This window comes from Marinomonas posidonica IVIA-Po-181, assembly GCF_000214215.1.
Taxonomy (GTDB): domain Bacteria; phylum Pseudomonadota; class Gammaproteobacteria; order Pseudomonadales; family Marinomonadaceae; genus Marinomonas; species Marinomonas posidonica.
This window is the reverse complement of record NC_015559.1, coordinates 2312412-2336935: the sequence shown is the minus strand read 5'-3', so window position 1 is coordinate 2336935 and position 24524 is coordinate 2312412. Positions and strand designations below refer to the sequence as shown.

General features: G+C 43.8%; 22 protein-coding genes. 8 read left to right on the top strand and 14 right to left on the bottom strand.

Going from position 1 to position 24524, the window contains the following annotated elements; genetic code table 11:
• Positions 1-6: 6 nt before the first annotated feature.
• Positions 7-510 carry a hypothetical protein gene (locus MAR181_RS10930; protein ID WP_013796650.1) on the top strand — a complete coding sequence of 168 codons (504 nt, stop codon included), beginning with the start codon at positions 7-9 and terminating at the stop codon, positions 508-510.
• A gap of 31 nt (positions 511-541) precedes the next feature.
• On the opposite strand, the gene MAR181_RS18485 is transcribed toward MAR181_RS10930, so the two are convergent.
• From MAR181_RS18485 to dbpA, 4 genes are all read right to left on the bottom strand, one after another.
• Entirely contained in the window at positions 542-700 is a 159-nt protein-coding gene (locus MAR181_RS18485; RefSeq protein WP_013796649.1) for a hypothetical protein, read from the bottom strand.
• Between the two features lie 85 nt (positions 701-785).
• Entirely contained in the window at positions 786-2087 is a 1302-nt protein-coding gene (gene guaD / locus MAR181_RS10925) for a guanine deaminase (protein ID WP_013796648.1), read from the bottom strand.
• A 42-nt stretch (positions 2088-2129) separates the two neighbouring features.
• Positions 2130-2522 (bottom strand): VanZ family protein, encoded by a 393-nt coding sequence (locus tag MAR181_RS10920; RefSeq protein WP_013796647.1) that lies wholly within the window; start codon positions 2520-2522, stop codon positions 2130-2132.
• Between the two features lie 2 nt (positions 2523-2524).
• A complete protein-coding gene (dbpA, locus tag MAR181_RS10915) occupies positions 2525-3907 on the bottom strand; it encodes an ATP-dependent RNA helicase DbpA (protein ID WP_013796646.1) in 1383 nt (460 codons plus the stop codon).
• A gap of 174 nt (positions 3908-4081) precedes the next feature.
• Here dbpA and MAR181_RS10910 point away from each other — a divergent pair, with 174 nt between their 5' ends.
• Positions 4082-5689 carry a putative bifunctional diguanylate cyclase/phosphodiesterase gene (locus MAR181_RS10910; RefSeq protein ID WP_171810317.1) on the top strand — a complete coding sequence of 536 codons (1608 nt, stop codon included), beginning with the start codon at positions 4082-4084 and terminating at the stop codon, positions 5687-5689.
• Here MAR181_RS10910 and MAR181_RS10905 read toward each other — a convergent pair.
• The 6 genes from MAR181_RS10905 to MAR181_RS10880 form a co-directional block, all read right to left on the bottom strand.
• Positions 5686-6624: a LysR family transcriptional regulator gene (locus tag MAR181_RS10905; protein ID WP_013796644.1), complete on the bottom strand. Its 939-nt coding sequence runs from the start codon at positions 6622-6624 to the stop codon at positions 5686-5688. The genes MAR181_RS10910 and MAR181_RS10905 overlap by 4 nt on opposite strands.
• Before the next feature lie 37 nt (positions 6625-6661).
• A complete protein-coding gene (locus MAR181_RS10900; RefSeq protein ID WP_013796643.1) occupies positions 6662-7672 on the bottom strand; it encodes an ABC transporter ATP-binding protein in 1011 nt (336 codons plus the stop codon).
• Entirely contained in the window at positions 7669-8667 is a 999-nt protein-coding gene (locus tag MAR181_RS10895; RefSeq protein WP_013796642.1) for an ABC transporter ATP-binding protein, read from the bottom strand. The genes MAR181_RS10900 and MAR181_RS10895 overlap by 4 nt, the downstream gene beginning before the upstream one ends.
• Positions 8668-8669: 2 nt before the next feature.
• Entirely contained in the window at positions 8670-9608 is a 939-nt protein-coding gene (locus tag MAR181_RS10890) for an ABC transporter permease (protein ID WP_013796641.1), read from the bottom strand.
• Entirely contained in the window at positions 9605-10585 is a 981-nt protein-coding gene (locus MAR181_RS10885) for an ABC transporter permease (protein ID WP_013796640.1), read from the bottom strand. Before MAR181_RS10885 ends, MAR181_RS10890 begins: the two co-directional genes overlap by 4 nt.
• 70 nt (positions 10586-10655) lie before the next feature.
• The gene (locus MAR181_RS10880) at positions 10656-12185 is read right to left on the bottom strand and encodes an ABC transporter substrate-binding protein (protein ID WP_013796639.1); all 1530 of its coding nucleotides are present in this window, start codon (positions 12183-12185) and stop codon (positions 10656-10658) included.
• Between the two features lie 234 nt (positions 12186-12419).
• On the opposite strand from MAR181_RS10880, the gene MAR181_RS10875 reads away from it, so the two are divergent.
• The 6 genes from MAR181_RS10875 (at position 12420) to MAR181_RS10850 (ending at position 18887) form a co-directional block, all read left to right on the top strand.
• Positions 12420-13028 (top strand): acyl carrier protein phosphodiesterase, encoded by a 609-nt coding sequence (locus MAR181_RS10875; RefSeq protein ID WP_013796638.1) that lies wholly within the window; start codon positions 12420-12422, stop codon positions 13026-13028.
• A 242-nt stretch (positions 13029-13270) separates the two neighbouring features.
• Complete coding sequence (ylqF, locus tag MAR181_RS10870) at positions 13271-14245, top strand: ribosome biogenesis GTPase YlqF (RefSeq protein WP_013796637.1); 975 nt, start codon at positions 13271-13273, stop codon at positions 14243-14245.
• A gap of 11 nt (positions 14246-14256) precedes the next feature.
• Positions 14257-14637, top strand: coding sequence for a YacL family protein (locus MAR181_RS10865; protein WP_013796636.1), 381 nt, complete (start codon positions 14257-14259; stop codon positions 14635-14637).
• A gap of 69 nt (positions 14638-14706) precedes the next feature.
• Positions 14707-15306 carry a hypothetical protein gene (locus MAR181_RS10860; RefSeq protein ID WP_013796635.1) on the top strand — a complete coding sequence of 200 codons (600 nt, stop codon included), beginning with the start codon at positions 14707-14709 and terminating at the stop codon, positions 15304-15306.
• Positions 15307-15423: 117 nt separating this feature from the next.
• Entirely contained in the window at positions 15424-17772 is a 2349-nt protein-coding gene (locus tag MAR181_RS10855) for a fatty acid cis/trans isomerase (RefSeq protein WP_013796634.1), read from the top strand.
• A gap of 92 nt (positions 17773-17864) precedes the next feature.
• Entirely contained in the window at positions 17865-18887 is a 1023-nt protein-coding gene (locus tag MAR181_RS10850) for an LLM class flavin-dependent oxidoreductase (RefSeq protein WP_013796633.1), read from the top strand.
• 183 nt (positions 18888-19070) lie between these two features.
• On the opposite strand, the gene MAR181_RS10845 is transcribed toward MAR181_RS10850, so the two are convergent.
• The 4 genes from MAR181_RS10845 to MAR181_RS10825 all read right to left on the bottom strand — a co-directional run bounded on the left by MAR181_RS10845 (position 19071) and on the right by MAR181_RS10825 (position 24423).
• Positions 19071-19514: a hypothetical protein gene (locus MAR181_RS10845; protein WP_013796632.1), complete on the bottom strand. Its 444-nt coding sequence runs from the start codon at positions 19512-19514 to the stop codon at positions 19071-19073.
• A 140-nt stretch (positions 19515-19654) separates the two neighbouring features.
• A complete protein-coding gene (locus MAR181_RS10840) occupies positions 19655-21931 on the bottom strand; it encodes an AAA family ATPase (RefSeq protein ID WP_013796631.1) in 2277 nt (758 codons plus the stop codon).
• Positions 21932-22784: 853 nt separating this feature from the next.
• Positions 22785-23720 (bottom strand): LpxL/LpxP family acyltransferase, encoded by a 936-nt coding sequence (locus MAR181_RS10830; RefSeq protein WP_013796630.1) that lies wholly within the window; start codon positions 23718-23720, stop codon positions 22785-22787.
• Complete coding sequence (locus MAR181_RS10825) at positions 23713-24423, bottom strand: 3-deoxy-D-manno-octulosonic acid kinase (RefSeq protein ID WP_013796629.1); 711 nt, start codon at positions 24421-24423, stop codon at positions 23713-23715. The genes MAR181_RS10830 and MAR181_RS10825 overlap by 8 nt, the downstream gene beginning before the upstream one ends.
• Positions 24424-24524 lie beyond the last annotated feature (101 nt).

The following is a 24524-nucleotide window of genomic DNA, read 5'->3' as shown; positions in this document are numbered from 1 at the left end:
GCGTCAATGCAAGAGAGTGAGAGAGAGAAAATCGAGCTAGAGCATCAAGCCGCAAAACTCTTTATGCGTTGTTATGAAAAAAACACCGGCAAGCCAATTCGTCACATATGGCACAATGACCCAATGCGTCCAGATGTGTCATGTATGTTTGAGGGAGAACGACTCGATTTAGAAATCGCTCATTTATATGGTTCAGAAGAAGAAGCAATGGAAATTCTTGGACGACATTTGACCTCTCAAACACATCAAGTGCTTGCTCAATTGAGGCAAGAGCCAGTGGAAGATCGGTTATTAAAGGCCTTGAACAAGATCTTAGAGAATAAAGCGGGCAAACGTTATCGTACAAAGCGGGTTTGGCTGGTAATACGTAATGCTCATCCGGCTTGGCGACAAGAAGACATTAAAGCGCTAGAACATTTGATCAGTATTCCAGAGCCGCATGTGTTCGAAAAGGTTTGGATACTGGGGGATTTCGAAGGTAAAACCGGTATTGTACGACTTTATCCTTAACGACAAGGTCTTAGGTGAATTTCCTGCTGAGTTAATGGTCTTTTGGTTTATCGGCAGCTTCCGTTGATATTGTGTTCTTTTTTGAGCTTTGTTGGCGAAATTTTTTCAACATCACCAAGCAAATGGTTAATGCAATACCAACAAAAAAGATTGCAAAAGCGCCCAGTGCAATGGTGGCTTGAGAGTGCATATTAGCTTACCTCGTTTGTAATATGAGAGAAGAATGTCATGAATAACGCATCTTGTTCCATCTTATTCATGACACTAATGATATTTTAACGACGATGGACACATTGGCCAGCAGAGTAGGTGGCTTGAACGGCTCTGTCATCCCCAATGGTCATCAACACGAATAGGCTTTCTTCTATATTTTTTGATAAGGCTAAGCGCGAACTCAGTAAAGGCGTGGCTTGCTTGTCTAAGAGGATAAAATCCGCTTCACTACCAACGGCTAGATTGCCTATTTTATCTTCGAGGCGGAGTGCTTTTGCGCCACCTAAGGTGGATAAGTACAAAGACTTGATAGGATTTAGGTTTTCATTTTGTAATTGAATGACTTTGTAGGCTTCATTCATTGTCTGCAACATTGAGAAACTGGTTCCGCCCCCCACATCGGTTCCTAAACCAACATTGACGTTATGTTGCTCAGCTTTGCTGAGTTTAAATAAGCCGCTACCAATAAACAGATTAGAGGTTGGGCAGAAAGAAATTGCCGATCCCGTTTCGCTCAATCTTTGGTATTCGTGATCACACAAATGGATGCCATGGGCAAAAACAGAGCGTTCACTTAGCAGTTGGTTTTGGTCGTAGACATCCAGATAGTGCTTGCTGTTAGGGAAGAGTTCTTGTACCCAAGCACACTCATCTTTGTTCTCAGATAAGTGTGTGTGCAAGTAAACATCATCATATTCGCTGAGTAATTTACCCGCTAATGCAAGTTGCTGGTCAGAGCTGGTTGGCGCAAATCTTGGCGTGATGGCGTAGTGTAAGCGGCCCTTGTTATGCCATTTCTCAATCAGTTGCTTGCTTTCTTGGTAACTTGTTTCAGGCGTATCGGTAAGGTAATCAGGAGCATTGCGATCCATCATGACCTTGCCACAAATCATACGCAAATTATGTACTTGGCTGGCTTCAAAAAAAGCATCAACCGACACCTTATGAACGGTGCCAAAGACTAAAGCCGTCGTCGTACCATTACGTAACAACTCAGCTAAAAAGCGCTCCGCGACATCACGAGCATGATCTTTATCGCTGAATTTGGCTTCTTCTGGGAAAGTATAGGTATTAAGCCAAGTTAGTAATTGTTCGCCATAAGAGCCAATCATATCCGTTTGTGGATAATGAATATGGGTGTCAATCAATCCTGGTGTTAGGATGGCGTTAGGATGATGCTCAATTTGGAGAGAGTCTGGTAAATTCGGTAATAAGGTATTGGCATCGCCTAGTGCATGAATCTTATCGCCATCGACAACCAATATTCCATCTTCAAAATATTCGTAAGCCGCTTCTGTGCCGACGTCTTTTGGGTCTGCAATACAGTGAACAATGGCCGCACGCCAAGCTTTTAATTGCGTCATCTTATCTCTCTCTAAAATATTTGACCAAACGGTTATACTTTATCAGTTGTTGTCTTGGCTTTCACTAAGTTGGTGAATTTTAGCGCGATAGATTAAAGTAGCTCGAATGATGACAACGAGACAAACACCTAGAGCATCAGCATAAAAATCTAGCCATTCGCCATATCGATTGACGCTAGGTTGAATCAATTCAATTACACCGCCCCATAAAAAAATGAACAGAGATAGGTATAAAAAGCGTTTATAAGGACCAAACGCACACATCAATGCCCAGCCCCCAAAGCCAATGACATGATGAAGTTTGTCTGAACCAGGAACCGCAGGGAGTTGTTCCATTGGCGTTAAAGTGGCAATACTAATGGCAATGAAGCCGACTAAAAAACCAACGAGCTGTAACCAGGGGGGCTGAATCAGCGCGTACATCCTTGTCATCATGATTACCTTAAAATCCTCGCACGAATATTACGGCCTTTGATCTTTTTATTTTCCAATGCTTTCACCACTTTTTTGGCCACTTGGTTATCAACGGCTACGTAAGCATGAAAATCGAAAATATCTATTTTGCCCACTTGTTGTTTGTCTAACCCTAGACCAGCGGTTAAAGCGCCCAGTATGTCGCCAGGGCGAAGCTTATTTTTGCGGCCAGCGTCGAAGGCGATTGTGGTTTTTTCCGGTATCAGGCGATACGTCGGATCCGCTTCGTCTAATTCGATAAAATTGGCTTTGATGTCAAAACGACTTTCAATGTCGCGCACTTTATAATCGTCTTTTGAGGTAATCAAATTGACGGCGACACCGGCGGCGCCAGCACGGCCAGTTCGGCCAATACGGTGAGTATGCACATCTGTGTCTCGAGTGGTGTCATAGTTGACGATCAGATCAACCTCTTTCACATCGATGCCACGGGCTGCCACATCGGTTGCCACTAAGATACAGCTACTTTGGTTACTGAATCGCACTAAGACTTGATCTCGTTGCTTTTGCTCCAAATCACCGTGAATGGCTTGTGCCGCTACTTTGTGATCATCTAACCAGTCCGCGACGAGTTGTGACTCCGCTTTGGTATTACAAAACACAATGGCTTGGCGCGGAGCAAAATGTTGTAAACAGCTTAACAGCGCCGTGGTTTTGTTGGCGTTTTCGCTACGTACAAAGAACTGTTCGATGTTGGGCTTTAAGTCTTCTTGTATTTCTACCTTGATGCTGATGGGCTGGCGTTGAAATTCAGCACTCAGCGCTTCAATGTTATCACCATAGGTGGCAGAGAATAGTAGGGTTTGCTTCTCTTTTGGGGTTAACTCAACCACTTCGCGAATACTGTCGACAAAGCCCATGTCCAGCATGCGATCGGCTTCGTCTAACACCAAAGTACTTAAAGCGTTTAAGCGCAATGTGCCTTTGCGCAAATGTTCCATTAAACGGCCAGGTGTACCGACCACAATGTGAGCGCCGTGTTCTAACGAGTTAATTTGCGGACCAAATGGCATGCCGCCACAGAGACTCAATACCTTGATGTTTTCTTGAAAACGCGCCACTTTACGGATTTCTTTTGACACTTGATCTGCCAATTCTCGAGTAGGGCACATGACCAAGGCTTGAACGCCAAAAAAGCGCGGGTTGATTTTAAGCAACACGCCTATGGCGAAAGCAAGTGTTTTACCACTCCCGGTTTGAGCCTGTGCCAGAATGTCTTTGCCATCCATAATGGCTGGCAAACTTTGCTCCTGAATCGGTGTGAACCGGGTAAATCCCATGTCTGAAAGCAGAGTGGTCAGTTTACTGGGTAATTGTTGCTTGAGAGTGTCTTGGAATTGGGTCACAAAAGGCCTGTCTAGTTGAATAAAATTTTGCCAGAGAATAGCAGAAAAATGAGATAAATACCCTTTTCAATGAGATATTCCGTGTTCGTATTAGGGTTTTTAGGTAGAGTTAACGTTATTTCAGATAAAGTGTTAAGAATCACATACATTATGGTAGGTGGAATGAGTAAGGTTGTGAGTAAGAAGTCTCCATTTTTCGTTTTTGGGTTGGTGTTTTTCAGTGGCTTAGTAACCAGCTTGATCATATATTGGGCGGAAACCAGTCATATTGAACATGATCTTGAGTTACTTGAATATGTCTTGGGGACAAGCAATCATGCATTTCCATTAGAAGGACGATTGACTGGCGTGAATTGGCTGTTTGTGATCAGTCCTTGTTTGATTTCAATCTTGTTAGCCGTCGGCCTTAGTAGCTTTGTTCATCGCTTGAATAGAATGCATCGACATGCATTAGCGCTTGCTAATCAAGATGTTGAAGTAGACCCAATGACTGGGTTATTAAGCCGTTACAAGTTACAGCAATTGTTAACCGAACGGATTGCAGTATGTCAGAAAGAATCAAAATGGTTGGCGACCTTTGTGCTGGATTTGGATCACTTTAAAACCATCAATGAAGCCTTTGGTCATGAGGTAGGTGACAAGCTTTTGGCTAAAGTGGCTCAGCGTCTTACCTCTGTGTTCCCTGATCAAGCATTGCTTGGCTATTTTGGTGGCGATGCCTTTCTGGTGGTGTTAGAAGCTCAGCCGAATCAACCTATCTCCCATTTAGAGTCTCTTTCAAAAGAAGTCATTCAACAAGTTAGTCAGACGTATTTTATTGATGGCCTGACATTAAACATTGGTTGTTCGATTGGTGTGGCCTTATACCCAGAATTTGGCAAAGATGCCATGACACTGATTAAAAATGCCGATCTAGCTGTTTATGAAGCTAAGCGTTCGGGCCGAGCGACATATCATTTCTACGATGGTGACATGGGACGTCGTTTTGCTCGTAATGTGAGGATTGAAACCCGTTTACGCCAAGCCATTGAAAATGAGCAACTAGAAATGCATTTTCAGCCTAAAGTGGATCTTGATTCACAACAATGTGTCGGGTTAGAGGCCTTATTGCGTTGGAATGATGAAGAGCTAGGCAATGTGTCGCCTGCTGAATTTGTACCAATTGCGGAACAGTCTGGCATCATATTGCCTTTAGGTGAATGGGTGTTTGAACAAACCTTTCGCCACATTGTTGAATGGCAAAATCAGGGCGTGAAAGTACCGCCCATAGCCGTTAATTGTTCAGCAGCTCAGCTAAAACGGGTGGATTTTCTTCCCAATTTATTGACCTTGCTAGACCGTTATCAGGTCAATCCGAAATCCCTTGAAATTGAAGTGACGGAGTCCATTCTGATCGAAGATGCGGTGGGCTGTGCTGAGCTATTACGAAAAATGAGTCAGCTTGGTTTTAGTCTGGCGATTGATGATTTTGGTACCGGTTACTCAAGCCTCAGTTATTTGAAAGATTTGCCTTTTCATTCGATAAAAATTGATCAGGTCTTTATTCGCGACATTATTGAAGATCAAAGTCATGCCGCGCTGACCAATGCCATTATTAGCTTGAGTCACAAGCTGGGCTTGAGGGTAATTGCAGAAGGGATTGCCAACGAAGATCAGCTTAATTTACTGCGTCAGTTTGGTTGTGATGTTGGTCAAGGTTATTTATTCAGTAAAGCGTTTGGTGCCAGTTCCATGAGCAGTGACCCAATGATTTTGGCACTAAACGAATCCAACGATTCTTAATTCAACAAACCGTCCCGAGCAATGTGCTGTTTTAGTGCCTCCCAGAATTGGGTTAAGTTCGGGTTCTGGTTGAACTTAGAGCGATACAAACGTATCTCTAATGGAATGTGCCAATTCTCTTCTCCAGCCAGTGCGACCTTGCCATAATTTAACGTGTCCATCATCAGTCTGTGCGGAATCCAGCCAATGCCATAGCCTTCTTTTACCATGGCTTTAATGCTCACAGAATGATAATTCTCGGACAGGGTTTGTAACTGAGGTATGTCTCGCTGACGCTGTAGGTGATGGTGTATCACCGGCTGTAAGAAGGAATTTTCATAATAGCCTATATAGGGTAGCGGCTTTCTTTTAGCGCCCGGCAAGGTAAATTTCGGTTCTCCGGTTTGGTCCGTCGCACTGCAAGGGATCAGAGTCTCCTTAGCGATGACGAGATGTTCATATTGTTCATCATCTAGGGTACGAATGAAGTTGATGGCAGGATGCCAATAGCACATCATAATGTCAGATTGTTGGTTTACCAGAGCATTGACGAAGTCATTTCCAAGCCAAGAACTGGATTTCATATTGATGTCTAGATCTATTTCAATGTTCTGACAAAACGGCTCAATCATGTCTTTGTAAAAACTTAGGAACAGGGTTTGAGTGGTAACGAAACGGACCTGTGATTCTTCTTGTTTACGAATCTCTTGACAGCATTCTTTGGTGTCTCGTATTTGTCGGGTGATTAATTCTGCAGTTTGTAAAAAGACTTCACCAGCAGGGGTAAGAGACAAAGGCAAGGTATTGCGATCAATCAAGGTGACTCGCATCTCTTCTTCCAGCAGTTTTATACGGCGACTAAAGGTCGGCTGGGTAACATTTTGTTCGTCAGCCGCCCGAGAAAAATGGCGGGTTTTAGCCAGTGCGATAAAGTCTTCAAGCCATCTTATTTCCATAGTATGGCTCTCCAAATGATAGGACGGATGCACAACATCATAAGCGATCCTCCTCAATGGCATGGCAAGCGACACTGCTGCCATCACTTTGTAATTTCATCTCTGGAGACTCGCTATAGCAACGTGGGTTTGCATAGGGGCAGCGAGCTTGGAAAACACAGCCAATGGGTTTTTCAGTGGGCGTTGGTACTTCACCAATCAGTCGGATTGGTTCGGCGGCCGTACTATCCAGTCTAGGAATGGCCGATAATAAGGCTTGGGTATAAGGGTGTTTTGGTGTGCTAAATAAAGTACGGGTGTTGGCTAACTCGCAGATGCGGCCAAGATACATCACCGCCACTCGATTGGCAAAATGTTCAACCACGGCTAAATCATGAGTAATGAAAAGGTAGCTAAGATGGTATTCTTTTTGTTTGTCCATCATTAGATTCAGCACTTGTGCCTGAACAGAAACGTCTAATGCCGAGAGGGGTTCATCTGCGACAATGAATTCTGGCTCGACAGACAAGGCTCGCGCCAAACTGATTCGTTGACGTTGACCACCTGAGAACTCATGGGGATATCGGTCTGAACTGTTGGCGGTGATGCCAACGGATTCCAGTAATGCTTCCACCTGTTCATCGACTTCAACGCGAGACAGTTGCGGATTGTGAAAGGCAATGGGTTCGCTTAATGTTTGATATACCGTCATACGCGGGTTTAATGATGCATAAGGGTTTTGGAAAACCATTTGCATGCGACGACGGAACAGCATTCGTTGACGATTGTTGAGACAGTCAATGCGTTGATCTAAATAGTGAATTTCACCGGCACTTGGTTCATCCAGCCCCATGATAACTCGAGCTAGGGTGGATTTACCACAGCCTGTTTCGCCAACCACACAGAGGGTTTCACCTTGATGAATGGTGAGGTTTACGCCATTTAGGGCGTAGACTTGATCTGGTTTTCCTCGACCTTTTTTACCAGGTATACGCCACTGTCCTAACCAACCTGCGTCGGACGAAAAGGCTTTTTCAAGACCGCTGATTTGAATAAGAGGGCGCGTCATACAAGCCCCTCATCATGTTGGTTAAATTCATCGAGCATGTCTTCTACCATGAAGCAGGCAACACTGGAGACGCCGCTGTAAATGAATTCAGGTTGTTCGCTGCGACATTTATCGGTGGCATACGGACAACGTGGATGAAAAGCACAACCGTTTGGTCGTTCTGCTAAAGACGGCATGCTGCCTTTAATCTGGTTTAATCTTTGGCCTGGCAGGGCCATTTGAGGTAACGCATTTAACAGGCCTTGGGTGTAAGGGTGCTGTGGATCATTGATGATTTCTAAGGTTGGTCCTTCTTCGACGATTTGGCCTGCATACATAACCAAGGTGCGTTCAGCGACTTTTGATACGACCCCTAGATCGTGGCTAATTAGAACCAAGGCAACACCATTGTCTCGGCAGATGGCTAGTAGTAATTGCAATATTTCCGCTTGAATGGTGACATCCAGAGCGGTAGTGGGTTCGTCGGCAATGATAATGTCTGGGTTTAACAGCAACACAGAAGCGATGATGACGCGTTGGCGCATACCGCCAGATAGCTCATGTGGGTATTGATCAAAACGCCTTTCTGGTGAGGCAATTTGGACATTTCTAAGTTTTTCAATGGCAATGTTTCGTGCATCTTTATAGTTGATTTTGGTGTGACTGCGAATGGTTTCCACCAGTTGGTCGCCAATTGTGATGACGGGATTTAAGGTCATCATTGGGTCTTGGAAAATCATCGCAATGCGCTTGCCTCGAATCTCTTGCAGTTGGCGCAAATTCATACTGGTGATGTCTTTATTTTCTAACTTAATGGCCCCCGAGTGAATATAGCCCGGTTTGCTAATCAAGTTGACGATGGAGAAACCTAAAATGGATTTCCCCGCACCAGACTCACCCACGATGGCAATACGCTCGCCTCGTTTTAGAGTAAAGCTAACATCAATAAGAGCGGCCAGTTCTCGCTTCTTAAAATGAAAATTGACGTTTAAATGCTCGACACTTAACAAATTCATAATCAGTCTTTGTAAGCCCTTGGGTTGAGGTGGTCGCGTAACCAATCACCAAGTAAGTTCATCGCCAGTATTAAAATGATCAAGGTGATACTTGGGATCACACAGATCCACCAAGATCCCGCAAACATGTAAGCGACGCCCTCTGAAATCAGTGAACCTAAGGAAGGCTCAGTAGAAGGCATGCCTAACCCTAAGAAAGACAAAGCGGCTTCGGCCACGATGGCGTTGGCGATTTGAACGGTAAAAATTACCAGTACAGGGGATAAGGTGTTTGGTAGAATGTGTCGAAACATGATGCGTTTTTGACTGATGCCCATTATTCGAGCAGCATCAACATATTCTTTTTGCTTTTCGGCCAATACTGAGGCTCGAATGGTGCGTGCAAATAGTGGCCATTCAGTGAGTCCGATCACCAAAATTAGAATCAGCATGGCCAGCTGTTGATACATAGCGACACCAAATAGAGATTGGAAAACCGCTAGAAAAACGATGGCCACCATCATATTAGAAAAGGACAGTTGGATGTCCGCACAACGCATTAAAAAGTTATCAATACGTCCGCCCAAATAGCCTGCAATGAGACCAATGCAAATGCCAATGCTGGCTTGTAAAATGACAGCACAAACACCAATGGTGAGTGACAGTCTAGTGCCATATAAAATAACCGATAATAGATCCCGACCTTGTCCATCTGTGCCAAGTAAAAAACGATAATCATGGCTGATCCAGCTCGGAGCAATTTCCGCGTTTAATAAATCCATAAAGGTTGGATCATCAACATCAAAGGGGGCAACCAAAGGGGCCAGTAAGGCCACAAGGCAATAAAACAGAAAGGTGAATAAGGCCAGCATGGCCAGCTTGTCGCCAGCCACCCCGCTGAGTATATGACGCCAGCGGCTGCCAGGAATCGGTGCGGTTAAGTCGGTTTTGAGGTGCTTCATAGGCCATGACTCGCTAAACGAACGGTTGGATTAACCAGACCGTAGATCAGGTCTACTAGGGTATTCATGACGACGAACATACCGCCAACCACCATTAAATAGGCTGAAATCAATGGCGTGTCGACTCGGCTCACGGCGTCCATGAACAAAAATCCCATACCGGGCCATTGAAAAATGGTTTCAGTCAAAATGGTATAAGCGACTAAGGTTCCAGCCTGAATGCCGCCAATTGTAATAATGGGAAGCATGGTGTTTTTTAGCGCATGGAAGAAATAAATACGCGGTGCTGATAAGCCTTTTGACCAAGCAAATCGAATGTATTCAGACTGCAGTACTTCACTCATTTCAGAGCGAATAAGTCGTACGAAAATAGGCGTCAGCGCAATGGCCAAAGACAGGCTGGGTAATAATAAATGGCTAAGGCCATCTTTGGTGAATAAACCACTTTCCCAAGCGCCAAACAGCACAATGGTTTCACCTCGACCAAAGCTTGGTGCAAGGTTCCATTGAATGGAAAATACGTACACCATAAAAATGGCAATAATAAAGATTGGGATGGAGAGGCCAATCGAACTGACCAGTATGATTAACCGTGAAATAAGGTGTTTAGGATTGATTGCGGTGATGATACCAAAGGGGGTTGCGATGAGTATCACCAGTAAAATAGCACAGAAAGCCAGTTCGAATGTGGCTGGTAATTTCTTCAGAATAACATCAATTGTGGGCTCTTTATAATAATAGGAAGTACCAAAATCTCCCGTTAAAGCATTCCTTGCAAATCTAGCGTATTGGGTAAGAAAGCCGTCATTGAGTCCTAACTCTTCTCTCAGTTGCTCGCGCACCTCGGGAGTCGTTGTCATTCCCACCATTTGTCTGACGGGGTCGCCTAATTTGTCTTGGATGGCAAAGCTGATCAAGCTGATGGCAACTAAGACAAAACCGGCTTGTATTAAACGGCGTAGTAAAAACACTAACATGGATTAGATGGATTCTCCGCTGGTGTGCCGTTGGATAGCAATAAATGGCTCATTGAGTATAGAGGGCACATTATTGTTCAATGATGAGATCTCCAATGTAAGGGTAGTTTCGGTCATTGACTATGTCTTGTATTTTGACCTTATCCTTTGCAGCCCAAGTTAAAAATTGCCAATAAAGAGGCACGATGGCTGACTCCTGATAGAGTGTTTTTTCAATGCCTTGCAGTAAGCGTAAGCGCCTTTCTGGGTTAAGCTCTTGGTTGGCTTGGTGAATATCATCTGTGATGCTTGGGTTGCAATATTCGCTGGCATTATAAGCGCCAAGACCGGTTTTGGCATCCGTGCAGGCAATAATAAACTCAAATAAATTGTTGGAGTCCATAGTGTCAGACTGCCAGCCTAGCATCATAATGTCAGCACTTCGGTCATCAAATTCTTTAAAGTACTGTGCTTTCGGTAGGGTTTTTAAATCCGCTTTAATATTGATTTTAGCCAGCATGGCGGTGACGGCTTGAGCGACTTTTTCATCATTGGTGTAGCGGTTGTTGGGGGCCATCATACTGACTCGAAATCCTTGTTCGTAACCGGCTTCCTTCATCAGCTGGCGGGCTTTTGTAAGGTCATATTCAGGTTGTAAGTCGGCTATGTGACCAAGGAAGCGGTTAGGGCTGAGTTGGCCTGCTGGGGTGGCGTAGCCGCGCAAGATTTTATCGACGATTAAGGCTTGGTTGATGGCAAGGTTGATGGCTTTACGTACACGAGTATCTTTAAATTCTTGGCGTCTTGTTTGATTCATATGCAACAACAGGATACGTGTGCTGGGCATGGTAACCAGTTGAATGCCGGCTGTTTTTTGAGTGCGCTGGATATCAATGGGAGAGACAGGGAAAATGAAATCCACGTCACCGGATAACAAGGCGGCTAAGCGTGTAGCGTCGTTACGAATGGGCGTGAAAATTAATTTGTCGACATTACCGGGCGACGAGGTATCCCAATAATTTGGGTTACGTCTGAACTCCATTCGTGACCCTAATTCGCGTTTCTCTAAGATGAAAGGGCCAGTACCTGAAACATGGCGAGAGGCGAAGGTTTCGCCGTACTTTACAATCTCGTCCTGGCCTTGATAAAAGTCTTTATCCATCGGAAACACATAGGTCATGATGTTGAGTATTAGGGGATTCGGTTTGGCGCTACTGACATCAAGGGTATAATCATCGATGACTTTGGCGGATTGTATGGTGTCAAACATGGCTCGAAAATCAGTTGAATGTTTGAGACGGTTAATCGTGTAAACAACGTCGGCCGAGGTAAGCGGGTTGCCGGAGTGAAACGTCACACCTTGGCGTAAGAAAAAACGTGTGGTCGAGGGAGTAATGGCTTGCCAATGAGTGGCTAATCTTGGCTCAAATGTCCCGTTTTGCTGCCATCTTAACAGTGGATCAAATGCTAAATGAGAGAACTGCAATGTCCCTTCAGACAACTGTTCATGGGGGTCGAGCGAAATAGGGTCGGCGTCAAATGCCATTTTAAGGGTGGCAGATAAGGTGTGACTGCTCAAGAGAATGCTCAAGCAAGCAACTATAATAACCGTTGGTTTCATTCTTATATGATCTCTTTTGTGATGCCCTTGAAAGCGATGCTTCCTCCTTCTATTGACGTTTGTTTGTCTAGCGAAGGTGTCTGTTTGGTCTGAGTGTTGGCGTTTAATTATTAGATTTTGACCATATAGACAAAGAGGGTATTCTGACAAAGATGGCCAAAAAAAGACAGGACGAGATCCACTTATGACGTATTTAGACAAGTTTTCCTGCCAGCTAAGTGGGAGAACGAAGCAATGAATTACTTCGCTCACCTGCATATTGCCAGTCTAACTAAGACATCATGGGCGGGGAATTTATTGGGTGACTTTCCTGTTGTTGCTTCCCAATTAGATGACGACTTATACCAAGGCTGGCGTTTGCATCAAATGGTGGATGTGATGGTTGATGAGCATCCTGCCAGCTTGGCCTTTCGAGTAATGCCAAGGCTGGGTAGGCGACGTTTTGCCGGTATAGTGCAAGACATTGCGATGGATTATTGGTTGATACAATACTGGTCAAAGTTTAGTGATGAGCCGCTGGCTTTGTTTTGTCAGCGGGCTGTTGAAGGGTTAGTGAAAGACAAGCGAAGAACACCTGAGCGATTGATGCGCATGATTGAATCACTTGAAGAACATAATTGGTTGGCTAATTTAGGTCAGATAAATGGGGTAGAAAAGGCGATTCATTCCATCATGAGGCGTTGGCGGCATGGTCATCACTTGCAGAGCTTTGTGGAGGAATTGCCTGAAGTCATTGAACAGGCTGAACAGCCGTTTCTTTTGCTGTATCCAGACTTGCTGGATTTTGTCGCGCAGCAAATGAAAAAAACCGAGGTCATCACACACATGACCCCGGCTGAATGAGCCTTAAATGGCTCGATCGAGAGAACAGTCATTCAAATAAAATACGTTAGGTGCAGAAACCTTAACGCTTATTTAGATGACCCTCGCAGTATAGGCGGAATCTTAACTTAAGGGTGTTGACCTAGGTCAGGCTCTTGCACATTGTGACCATAATCAGATTGTTCAGGAATGTGTCATCCTTAGTGTGAACTTGTGCTAGAATCCGCAGCCAGCAAGAAACAGACAAAGAAAGGGGAATCAGGTTGGGCGTTCAGTGGTATCCAGGACACATGAACAAAGCGCGTCGCGAAATCGAAGAGGTGATGACGCAAGTTGACATAGTGATCGAAGTATTGGATGCGCGCATCCCAGACTCCAGTCAAAACCCTATGCTCAATACCCTTCGTGGCGATGTTCCGGTTCTGCGTTTATTGAATAAAAAAGATTTGGCAGATAAAGCCCGTTTAGACTTATGGCTGGCGCATTGGCGCGGTAGTGAAACGGTTTTAGCACACCCATTTTCCACATTGGAAAAAAATGATGTCGTGAAAATTAGCCAGTGGGTCGCACAAATGGTGCCACACCGTGGTTCAGCGGAAAAACCCATTCGAGCCATGATTGCCGGCATACCGAATGTGGGTAAATCCAGTTTGATGAATGCTCTATTAGGTCGGCGCGTTGCGAAAGTTGGCGATGAGCCCGCTGTGACAAAAGCACAACAGAAGCTCAAGGTTACTGACGGCTTTCAGTTACTCGACACACCAGGCATTTTATGGCCAAAAATTGAAAACCCGGATGCCAGTTATCGGCTTGCAGTAACGGGTGCCGTTCGTGATACCGCCATCGACTATGAAGATGTGGCATTAGCTGGCTTGAAATTTTTCATCAGTGATTACCTTGAGGCGTTGATGGCTCGTTATAAGCTGAAAGACGTTGTGTCCGATCCTTTTGAAACACTAAAAATCATTGGTTCTAAACGGGGTGCTTTGCGTTCAGGTGGCAAGGTTGATATGCACAAGGCCGCGGAAGTGTTTTTGAACGATGTACGTACTGGTGCAATTGGCCCATATGTTATGGAAACGCCAGAAATGATTGCCCATGAAGAAGCATTGGTAGAAGAAGCCAAAGCGAAAAAAGAAGCAGAACGTTTAGCGCGTTTGGCGGCCGCTGTGCCGCAACGTCAGCAAGCGAATAATCAAGAATATCGAAGACAGCAGCAACATGAAGAGAAAGAGTGAGGTTCAAGGCCATGGATTATGAAATCGCCTTTGATCAGGAAGACAAGAGTTATCGTATTTATACCGGTTATGAATTTGCCGCCATTGGTGAATGGGTGACTGAGCACGTATGCGAACTTGAAATGATTCAACGAGTGCTAATGGCGGCTCGTTTAGCCGAAACTGAAAAAGAAATGACCGAGTTTTCACATGGTCCGTTTCGCGTTGTGATTAGTGAAGAAGGGGTGAATGTTGCCCGTCAATTGGATCTGGATGCGGCGGAAGAAGAAATTAAGGCGATGTTTGATTCACAAGAGAATTTTTATCAAACATCGACAGATGGCATTCAAGCTGAATGTGGTTTAGAAGATTTGATTGAAGTCGTTGAAAACTGGCATGACGTGCTGCAATAGTTGTTCCTCAGGCTGGCTAGGTTTACACTATTAGGGTGTTTGAATTTTACGTTATTTTAGGGAGCCAATATGCTCATTGAGTTGGAAAAAGCACGTACTCGGAAAAATGTAGTTCGCATTTTTCGTGAAGAACTGGATGGCCCGGACAGTTGGTCGGATGGTTTTATCGTGGATGCCAATGAAGAAATGGTTTTGCTCCAGCTGGTAGACGACAGTGTCCGTCTTAATGGTTACCAAATATTGTTTTTAGAAGACATTAGTGACTTTGCTCACCCGGCTCCTTTTAATGATTTTCAAAAGCGCGTTCTGGCTCTTCGTGAAGAAGAGGTGATGGACCCAGAAGTTGAGCTGGATGATTTAGCCGTTCTCTTGATGGACATCAGTGAAGAATTTGGCTTAGTGACTTTGCACCGTGAAGAAGTAGAGCCTGACAGTTGTGAAATTGGTCGAGTGGTGCGTGCGGATGCAGTGACTTATGAACTGGAAGAAATTGGTTCGGATGCTCGCTGGTTTGATGATTCGTTTGAATACGATTTATACGACATTACCCGTATCGAATTTGGTGGCGCGTATGAAGAAGCGTTAATGATAGCAAATGAAGATATGGGGGAAGATTCTTATGAATTATCAGATGAATACCCTGATGATCAGCGTGTTGATAATGAGTAGAAAGCGATAGAGTAACGGTAAAAAATAAAACGCCTCTTGAGGCGTTTTTTTTATGAAGAGTCATTGGTTGCCTCGAAATTTCAGTGGAATACTAGTAATAGGATGGAAGTAAGAGTTATGTCTCGTTGGGTGATGTTGTTATTGAGTTTGATTGTTGTGACGGGCTGTGCGGCTTATGCAACGCAACAATTGGATTCAGTGTTTGGTCCTGCCACCCCAGAAAATCGAGCACAATCTGTTTCTGCCGAAGAAGCGGCATTTTATCGAGAGAAAGTAAAACCCATTTTGGATTCTCGTTGTGTCTCTTGTCATGCTTGTTATGACGCCCCGTGTCAGCTTAAGTTAACGGCCTCCGAAGGGTTAGAGCGAGGAGGATCAAAGGATTTGGTCTATGATGGCACGCGTTTACTTGCGGCGACGCCGTCACGCTTATTCATTGATGGTAAAACAACGGATGAGTGGCGGCAGAAGGGTTTCCACCCTGTGCTTAACGAGCGAGGGCAATCACCAGCGGCTAATTTAGAAGGCAGTTTATTGTATCGAGCAATTGCGTTACGTAAGCAGCAAGGGGAGTTCACTCAGCCAGTATTAGGGGACGATTACGACTTTACTTTAGCGCGTGATCAGCAGTGCGTTAGCATTGAAGAATACGACCAATTTGAGAGAGATTACCCTAACTGGGGAATGCCTTATGGTTTACCTCAATTAAGTGATGCCGAATACAATACCTTGTCACATTGGTTAGCCAGTGGTGGCAAAATGCCTAAGCCCAATGCCATACCTGATGCGCTCGCACAGCAAGTGGCATTATGGGAAAGCCGCTTTAACGGCGATGAGTTAAAAGATCAACTAGTGGCGCGTTATATATATGAGCATATTTACCTTTATAGCTTGTATCTAGGAGAGGGCGAGGGGCATCGTTTTCGTCTAGTACGTTCAAAAACCGCCCCAGGTGAACCGATTGATCGAATTGCGACACGACGCCCATACGATGACCCAAAGGTCGATCGCGTCTATTATCGTCTTTGGTTAGACCCTGAAGTGAAGGTGCAAAAAAACCACATTCCAATGCGCTTGGATGAGGCTCGTTATGCTCGTTGGCAGTCGTATTTTTACCAAATAGACTACGATGTCACTGAGTTGCCCAGTTATCAGCCTAAAATAGCGACCAATCCGTTTAGGGCCTTCCGAGACATTCCGGCTTATGCTCGCTATCACTTTTTACTTGATCATGCCCAGAAAACCATCATGGCCTTTATCAAAGGGCCTGTTTGTCGCGGTCAGGTGGCTGTTAATGTGATTAATGAGCAGTTCTGGGTGTATTTCCTTGATCCTGATATTACTTATAACAATACCTCAGCAGACTTTCTTGAAAGCCAGGTGAAAGAGTTAGACATGCCGGCGGTGGAATCCAGTAATACCTTGTCGATTGCTTCATGGATAATGTTTTCCGAGCAGCAAAAATCCTATTTGTCGGCGAAAGCCAAGTTAATGCAAAAGGAGTTCAATAAGCGTATTGCGTTGGATTTGGATTTAATCTGGGACGGCGATGGCGAAAATCAAAATGCCGCGTTAACCATTTTTAGGCACTTTGATAATGCCTCTGTGGTTAGAGGAATGGTTGGTCAGCATCCGAAAACAGCTTGGGTCATTGATTACCCTTTATTGGAACGAATTCATTATCTTTTAGTGGCGGGTTTTGACGTCTACGGTAATGTTGGGCATCAGCTAGTAACGCGTCTCTATATGGACTTTTTGCGTATGGAGGGGGAGATGAATTTCCTTATGTTCCTGCCAAAAGAAGACCGAGAGCGTACACGTCAGTATTGGTATCGTGATGCCAACCAGATCATCAAAAACTATATCTTTAGTGATTATATTAAGGTTGGCGTGCAATCCGATGTGGCGTATTCAACGGATGATTATCAGGCTGAGCTTTATGAAATGCTGCGCACTAAGTTGAGCGATATTTTGGATCACGGTTACGACCTTCAGAAGAGTGAGCTAGCCGAGGATGATGTGACGGCTTTGCTGTCGTTACAGCAAGTGAAAGGCGGTGGTCTTCAGTATTTGCCTAATTTGGTGACGGTGCTAGTGACGCGTCAAGGCAAGCCGTTTGAGGTGTTGAGTCTGATTCACAATAAAGCCCACGCCAACATTTCCAGCTTGTTAGATGAAGCATCTAGCCGTTTGCCAGAAGAGGATGGCATTACCTTGGCGAAAGGCGTGCTAGGTGATTATCCAAATGTGTTGATGCAGGTAGAAGCGTCCGAACTACAAGATTGGGTGAAACAGATTGCGAATTTGAAGACACGACAAGATTATGTGAATTTATTAAACGGCTATGGTATCCGCCGAACACACCCTAATTTTTGGGTGGTCAGCGATGCCATTGCCAAGTTAAATAAACAGGATCGACCCAGAGAAAGCGGAATTTTAGATTATAACCGTTTGGAAAATCGCTAAGCTTTCTGCATTTGCTGCAAGATTGTTATCTTGTAACTGAGCGATGTGGATCCAAATATCAGAGTATCTTTTACATTCTTTGAGTAGGTTTTATGATTCCTTTCTCTATTCTGGATCTTGCGCCCGTTGCCGAAGGTTTTTCGGTAGCGGATTCATTAAAAATGAGCGTCAAAATGGCGCAAACGGCAGAGCAACTTGGCTATGCTCGTTTTTGGTTGGCGGAACACCACGGTATGGCTGGTGTGGCCAGCTCGGCAACATCCGTGGTGTTGGCGCACCTTGGCGCGCACACAAAAGAGATTCGTCTAGGGGCTGGTGGCGTGATGCTGCCCAATCACTCGCCATTGGTTATCGCGGAGCAATTCGGCACCTTGGCAGAATTGTACCCAAATCGAATTGATCTGGGGCTAGGTCGGGCACCTGGTACCGACATGATGACGGCACGTGCTTTGCGCCGTAACATGGACGCCAATGTGGACTCTTACCCTGACGATGTGCGAGAGCTGCAAGGCTATTTAAGTGACCAAGAGAAGGGCATTCGTGCCGTGCCAGGCTGGGGAACGAATGTGCCAATCTGGATGTTGGGTTCCAGCTTGTACAGTGCTCAAGTCGCCGCGCAGTTTGGCTTACCTTATTCTTTTGCTTCTCACTTTGCGCCAGATCAATTGCATCAAGCCTTGACCATTTATCGCCGTCATTTTAAAGCTGCCGAAGAAGGCGATCAGCCTCATGCCATGGCGGGTGTCATGGCAGTCGTAGCAGACACAGATGAAGAGGCGCAGTATCTTTTCACTTCAGCCCTGCAGCAATTTGTCAATTTGCGTCGTGACCGCAATCGTCCTTTCCCAAGACCGGTGGATTCCATGGAAGGCATTTGGTCGGCCAGTGAAAAACACATGGTTGAGCACATGCTGCAATACGCCGTGGTGGGATCAAAAGCGACAGTGGCCTTTCAGTTAGAGCGCTTCATAGAAGCCACAGGCATAGACGAACTCATCATCTCCATGCCGATTCACGATGCTGACGCGAGGCTTAAATCCTTGCACTTAATGGCGGAAGTGAGAGAAGGGTTGGTGGGGGAAGTGAGAGAAGAGATGGTGGGGGAAGGCGACTAAATTTAAGGGTCAGAGTAATATTGAATTTAATTTTACTCTTGTATCTTAATTATTCCTTTTTGGCGAAATTATTGATCACCAAAAGCCATGAACGTTCCTTTTTTATACTAACTATTTGTTATTTAATGATAATTCGTGGGGATCCCTCAGACTCTGACCCCAATTATTATGTGCTTGTTAGGCTTACAGTTCATCGATTAGCACTTTTATTCGTTGGATATCATCTTGAAATGCACTCTCAAGCTGCTCCAGTGATTCGGACATTCTATCTGTATTTGTCTGCTCAACCCAAACCTCTGCAGATTCTGCGGCAGAACTAATTGCAATCTGTGTTTGATGCCTCGGTGAAAAATATGGCATGCCACCTCTTAAGGAAACAAGTAGGGCCTGCTTATCTTTTTCATTTTGATTTCTATAAAATTCAACAAAGCTCTTTCTTATTTCTGCATAGGCTGCTTTTCTTTCTTCAAGCTCATTAGTCAGCAATTCACGTTTTGCATTTATTTTTGTCTTTTCAAGATCACTTGAATGGGTTGCTTGAAGAAGAAAATATTGTGAGACGCCTGTAAAAACTGCTCCTATCAGGCCTGCAAGAATCAGGTGTTTCCAATTTTCATTATCACTCATAGTATTTATTACTCTTACAGAGCCTAACGCCGCCATAAGCGGTGAGTAACGGTTGGCTAAAATGTGTAGCTAAGCGGAACCGAGCTAACTGGTACGAATCCGACTTTATGGCCTTGTTATGTGCTGATTACTAATTGTTTTTATCCCGCATAAATCACAGCTAGCGACCTTTCTACAAAGCTTAAAAGCTCACCATCTGTAATTTGAACTTGGTCTGCCGCTGGATTAGTATCGTGATGAAACTGTCCGGCGTAACGATTTATCTCATTTAGTTCGTTAGTAATGTTTTGAGCATTAACTAAAGGGCTTGGTGGTTGCGCATTACTTATCAAGTCAATAATTTGCCCAAACAAAAGGCCGCCATTTATCAAGTTAGGAAAACGTCTATGTAGATACCCTTCAAGCATAGGCCGAATTGATCTAGCTATTTCCATACTACTCTGAGCATTCCCAACTATATATTCATCAAGCATGCGGTGGCATTTGAAATATGCACTTTCACATTCTTGATCAAGATTTATTACATCAAAGTCACTATAGCGATTAATGACAGATTTTAACTTTAAACATTTAATTTCGTTCGGGTTTCCTGTTCGCAACACATCGTCACGAAGATTACGAAGAAAATGAACATCATGTGCAAGAACAATTATTTGCTTGCAGCTGTCATACAACCTCTTCAAAACAGTACGTGTTTGCTGCTTTCTATTAAGGTCTAAGCTACACATTGGGTCATCTATTACAATAACCTTGTTGACTAAATCAGGATCAGATTCAGCAGAGGCTATGAAGAAAGCAAAAGCTAATGTGCGTTTATCTCCTTCACTCAAAGAAGTCTTAAAATCTGGTACACCACCATTTAAAGCAATGTTGGCACCGCGCATTTGCAATACATAATCACTTCTCAATCCACCTCGATAATTAAAATCAATATTCGGAATCAGAAATTGAGCACCAAAACCGCGCAAAAGCTCATTAATACGATCTTTATAGCTTTCTAGTGTTGCCTGCATGATTTGATTCAAAGCATCTTTTTTTGTTTGTTTTTCAGATTTTGCAGTTGCGTCCTGAATTTTTTCCAAAGCGAGCTGTGAAAATAAATCTACAACATCTTGCCTGTAACGTGTTTTAGCCCACTCTAAATCACGAATTTGATTTTGCAGATTCTCAATACTTAGAGCTGCCAAACTGTTTTTGTAGTTTGTTATAACAGCTGTAGCATTTGAAATTGAATTGTTACATGCAACAACAACATCTAAAACTTCCTGCCAGTTTCTAGCAACTTCGTTTCTATTCTCTTCAGAGCCAACAGTGTTGAGCAAATTAACTTCTTTGCTCTCTCTCAAAGCGTTTAACAGAGTTTCAATATTAGATAGAGCATCTCTTGCGGAATTTTCATCGAATGTTGGAGGTATTACTTCTACATGCTCCTGCCAACCATCAATGACTGCACTGGTAGTTTCAAACCGTGATTTTAATCTGTCAACGATCTCATTAGAGCTGCTCGCGTTAATGAGGTCTGTCAGCCGAGAAACATCCGACTTAAGCTGATTATAATCTTGATTAAAATAACTGCGATATGCTTGTATTAATTCGACACCATCAAGAGGTTGGTTGCAATACAAGCAATTACCTTCATCACCGTATGCATGCCCATCACTTATCCATTTCTCTAAACGATTTTTGTTGTGAGTATTTAAGTGTTCTTTAACTTGCTGTTCTGCTGCTAGATCAATATTTTCGAGGGATGTACCCAAAATATTGAAAATATCATCCACATTAAGTGTCGGCAATGCTAACTGCTGAGGCAATGCCTTAGCTTGAATAAGCCCTATATTTTGGGCTTCAACGATTTTGCCATTAAGAGCGGATATTTGATCATCTGCATCTACAACTTCGGCGATTCTTTGAAATTGAGTTTGCGTCAAACCTCTATGCAGTACTTCTAATTGATTACTTGTTTCTCTTATAGAATTGGCTGCTGTTCTCGCATTATTATCTGCAAGATCATATTCTTGTTGCGCCACAACAGAATTTTCGCCAAGTGCAAATTGTAATAAGTTTTTTCGTTGGTCGGCTGTAACTTGTCCACCTGCATAAACATTTTGTTCAACGAAATCGGCATCAAATACTAAAAGCTCTGGGCGCTCAACATCCCAACTACCATTTTGAAAGGTAGAACGCTGCCCATTAGAAAATTGAAGAATTGCTTCTGGGTCGTTATTACCATCAATAGTTCGGCGGTTTACGAGGAGTTCAGGTTTATTCGTCGAACAAGAACGGAATAATGAAGCTAGTGTTGATTTACCTCGTCCATTATCTGCATAGATAAAGCTGGCTTTCTGTAGTCCATGAGCTCTTGCATCAGCATCATGTAAAAGCCCTATACCTTTTATTCTATGTATTCTTTCTAACATTTAAATCCCTTTCGCCATTCGTAACTTAAAGATACCAGTGCTCCGAAGCACATAACAGCTTATATAGTGCGCATGCGCGTTTAGACAATTTAAAAATCTTAACAATATTGTTATAACCAATTGAAAACAATTATTTTATAAAGGTATTCACAAAAACTAAAACTTGAAAAACGAGCGTGCGCATTATTTCATTTGTTCACAGCGCGTTATTTCGTACTTGAATTTCCTTACACATTGATACTAGTAGGCTTTTTTATTTCTACCAGCGCAGACGCGCAAAACTTTGATTATTTGTTAGGTAAAGCGAGCCAATAATTTGCAATCTTAAGTAGTGTGTGATGCCTTTCAGTTCGTTTCTTAACATTATTCGCTTCCAGCCAATCACATCCTTTTAATACAAAATTGCTGAAAAAAGTCTGCGATTAACTTTAAACGTGTGGTTCCATAATAAATGCCAAAATACAACTTTTACTGTAAATGAAAGTTGTATTTCAACTCGCCGTTTTGTAACACCTAAGCACATAAACCTATTTCGGATGCCGCTGTGCTGATCAGACCTAAATTTAGCAGTTTGCTCTAAGCTAATTTGAGATTAGTGAAACGCTTTTAAACGTAAAAAGAGATAATGAGCCACTGGTGAAAACTCTCGACACGTTCCTGAATGTGCGAAAGGACTCAAAAGATTTTTTGGTTACTTTTGCATCGTTTGGCAAAAGTTACCCGCCTAGCAGGGCGGAAAAATGCTCCCCAACCAAAGCCAAACCAAGGAAACATAAGCTCCCTCTGGAAGAAATCAAAAATCCACCCTCAACCAAAGCCAATCAGAGGAAGCAAAAAACACCTCAGGCTGAATTTACCGTTTTTTAATCTTATAAGGTGAAGGATCCTGCGGATCCTTCTGCGTCTTAAACCGTCGGTGCGACCAAAAATACTGCTCTCGCTTGGGCTCAATATGTTGCTCAATCAGTTTGTTCAGTAGGGTGGCGTCAGCCACTTCATCTCCCGTTGGATAGCCTTTCACTTCTTGCAACGACAATAAATAGCCGTCTTTAGTGCGTCCATAATCGTATAAAAGAATGGTCGCGCCAGTGGATTTGGCCAGTCGACTAATGTGCGAAATGGTGGCACATTCACGACCATAGAAGGGCGCAAAGACGGAGTTTTTACGTCCGTAATCTTGGTCAACGGCAAACCAGACAGTTTTGTTGTCTTTTAATGAGCGAAAAATCTCTTTGGTGTTTTTACGTTCAATGGTTTTACTGAATACAGCTTGACGTTGACGCTCCATGACCCAGTTCATTACAGGGTTTCTTTGTAGCTTGTAAATCGGGTGAACATCAATAAAACGTGCGATCTGGGTACCGCACAAATCAATGGAAGAAAAGTGTGCGCCGACCATGATGCAACCTTTGCCTTTTGCCACGGCTCTGTTAACAACCTCTTGGTCGTTAAACGTGACTTTTGTAGCTGTTTTTTCAGGATTGCGGAACCAAGCCGTGAACATTTCAAACACGCCGATGGCCATGCTTTCAAAATGAGCTCGGGCCAATTTTTCTCGGTCGTCTTCTGACAGGTCAGGGAAGCAAATATGCAGATTGGTGTGGCAAATTTCCTTTCTACGACGGCTTAACGCATAGTGCAATTTGCCAAGGCCAGTTCCCAAGGCTTTTTGGATTGTCCAAGGAAGGTAGCTTAGTAAATAGGCGATGCCCATGCCCAGCCAAGTCGGCCAGTGTTTTGGGGCAATAAAGTGGGTAATGTTTTGATTTAACGTGGTTTTCTTAGCCATGGTATCCTTCAAGTAGCGCTGTCCATTGAGCATCCGTTACAGAAAAAGTAGGGTGTTTTTGCGTTTCTTTATCAAATGAGCGCTTGAGTCTGTCGAGGTTGTTCTTCATCCAGCTTGGTCTAGGCGTTCTTTGTTGACACTTATCAAAATCGATCAACCATACTTTGTTATCAGCGTCGATCATGATGTTATGACAATTTAAATCCGTGTGATCAATGCCATTATCATGAAAGCGTCGGATAGTGTGGCCAATGTTATGCCAGTTTAGGCGAGCATTGTGTTGTTGCTTAATGAGGTCAAATAGATCGACGGCATTGGCAATAGTTGCCGTAATAAGGTCGGCTTGATAAAAGCCTTTTTCGACTTTACAGCGTCCGGCGATGGGTTGTGGAACGGGTAAGCCCAGTTGGCGCATGCGCTCAAGTAAGCTTAATTCTAGCCAAGGTCGGGACTGTTTCACGCCGGTATAAATAAAATGTCGTTGAGTGAGCTTTGCCATCAAACCACCACGACGATAGCGTCGAAGTACAAATTGGCCGTCTTGATGCTTGATGAACCAAACGTCACCCCGGCCAGTCCCGGTGCCGTCAATGGCGTTTTGTTGTTGCCAATAATCGGTATTGAACCAGTCTTGGTTAATTGCAAGATCCGCATCGCTTTTGATTAGGTAAGTGTTAGCGGAAGTACTTATAAGGTGTGGCATTGTGCTCGCTTTGTTTGAATCTTTCTGTCGTGTTCAGAAATTTGGACACATTCTAGATTGGCTATTCTATAATACTTGCCGACGTTAATCAGCCCTAGAGG

Coding starts and splice junctions, on each gene's coding strand:
- MAR181_RS18485 (WP_013796649.1), bottom strand. CDS start 700: ATGCACTCTCAAGCCACCATTGCACTGGGCGCTTTTGCAATCTTTTTT.
- MAR181_RS10900 (WP_013796643.1), bottom strand. CDS start 7,672: ATGACGCGCCCTCTTATTCAAATCAGCGGTCTTGAAAAAGCCTTTTCG.
- MAR181_RS10890 (WP_013796641.1), bottom strand. CDS start 9,608: ATGAAGCACCTCAAAACCGACTTAACCGCACCGATTCCTGGCAGCCGC.
- guaD (WP_013796648.1), bottom strand. CDS start 2,087: ATGACGCAATTAAAAGCTTGGCGTGCGGCCATTGTTCACTGTATTGCA.
- MAR181_RS10825 (WP_013796629.1), bottom strand. CDS start 24,423: ATGCCACACCTTATAAGTACTTCCGCTAACACTTACCTAATCAAAAGC.
- MAR181_RS10845 (WP_013796632.1), bottom strand. CDS start 19,514: ATGAGTGATAATGAAAATTGGAAACACCTGATTCTTGCAGGCCTGATA.
- MAR181_RS10875 (WP_013796638.1), top strand. CDS start 12,420: ATGAATTACTTCGCTCACCTGCATATTGCCAGTCTAACTAAGACATCA.
- MAR181_RS10830 (WP_013796630.1), bottom strand. CDS start 23,720: ATGGCTAAGAAAACCACGTTAAATCAAAACATTACCCACTTTATTGCC.
- MAR181_RS10850 (WP_013796633.1), top strand. CDS start 17,865: ATGATTCCTTTCTCTATTCTGGATCTTGCGCCCGTTGCCGAAGGTTTT.
- MAR181_RS10905 (WP_013796644.1), bottom strand. CDS start 6,624: ATGGAAATAAGATGGCTTGAAGACTTTATCGCACTGGCTAAAACCCGC.
- MAR181_RS10880 (WP_013796639.1), bottom strand. CDS start 12,185: ATGAAACCAACGGTTATTATAGTTGCTTGCTTGAGCATTCTCTTGAGC.
- MAR181_RS10855 (WP_013796634.1), top strand. CDS start 15,424: ATGTCTCGTTGGGTGATGTTGTTATTGAGTTTGATTGTTGTGACGGGC.
- MAR181_RS10895 (WP_013796642.1), bottom strand. CDS start 8,667: ATGAATTTGTTAAGTGTCGAGCATTTAAACGTCAATTTTCATTTTAAG.
- MAR181_RS10920 (WP_013796647.1), bottom strand. CDS start 2,522: ATGATGACAAGGATGTACGCGCTGATTCAGCCCCCCTGGTTACAGCTC.
- MAR181_RS10840 (WP_013796631.1), bottom strand. CDS start 21,931: ATGTTAGAAAGAATACATAGAATAAAAGGTATAGGGCTTTTACATGAT.
- MAR181_RS10885 (WP_013796640.1), bottom strand. CDS start 10,585: ATGTTAGTGTTTTTACTACGCCGTTTAATACAAGCCGGTTTTGTCTTA.
- MAR181_RS10930 (WP_013796650.1), top strand. CDS start 7: ATGCAAGAGAGTGAGAGAGAGAAAATCGAGCTAGAGCATCAAGCCGCA.
- MAR181_RS10860 (WP_013796635.1), top strand. CDS start 14,707: ATGCTCATTGAGTTGGAAAAAGCACGTACTCGGAAAAATGTAGTTCGC.
- MAR181_RS10865 (WP_013796636.1), top strand. CDS start 14,257: ATGGATTATGAAATCGCCTTTGATCAGGAAGACAAGAGTTATCGTATT.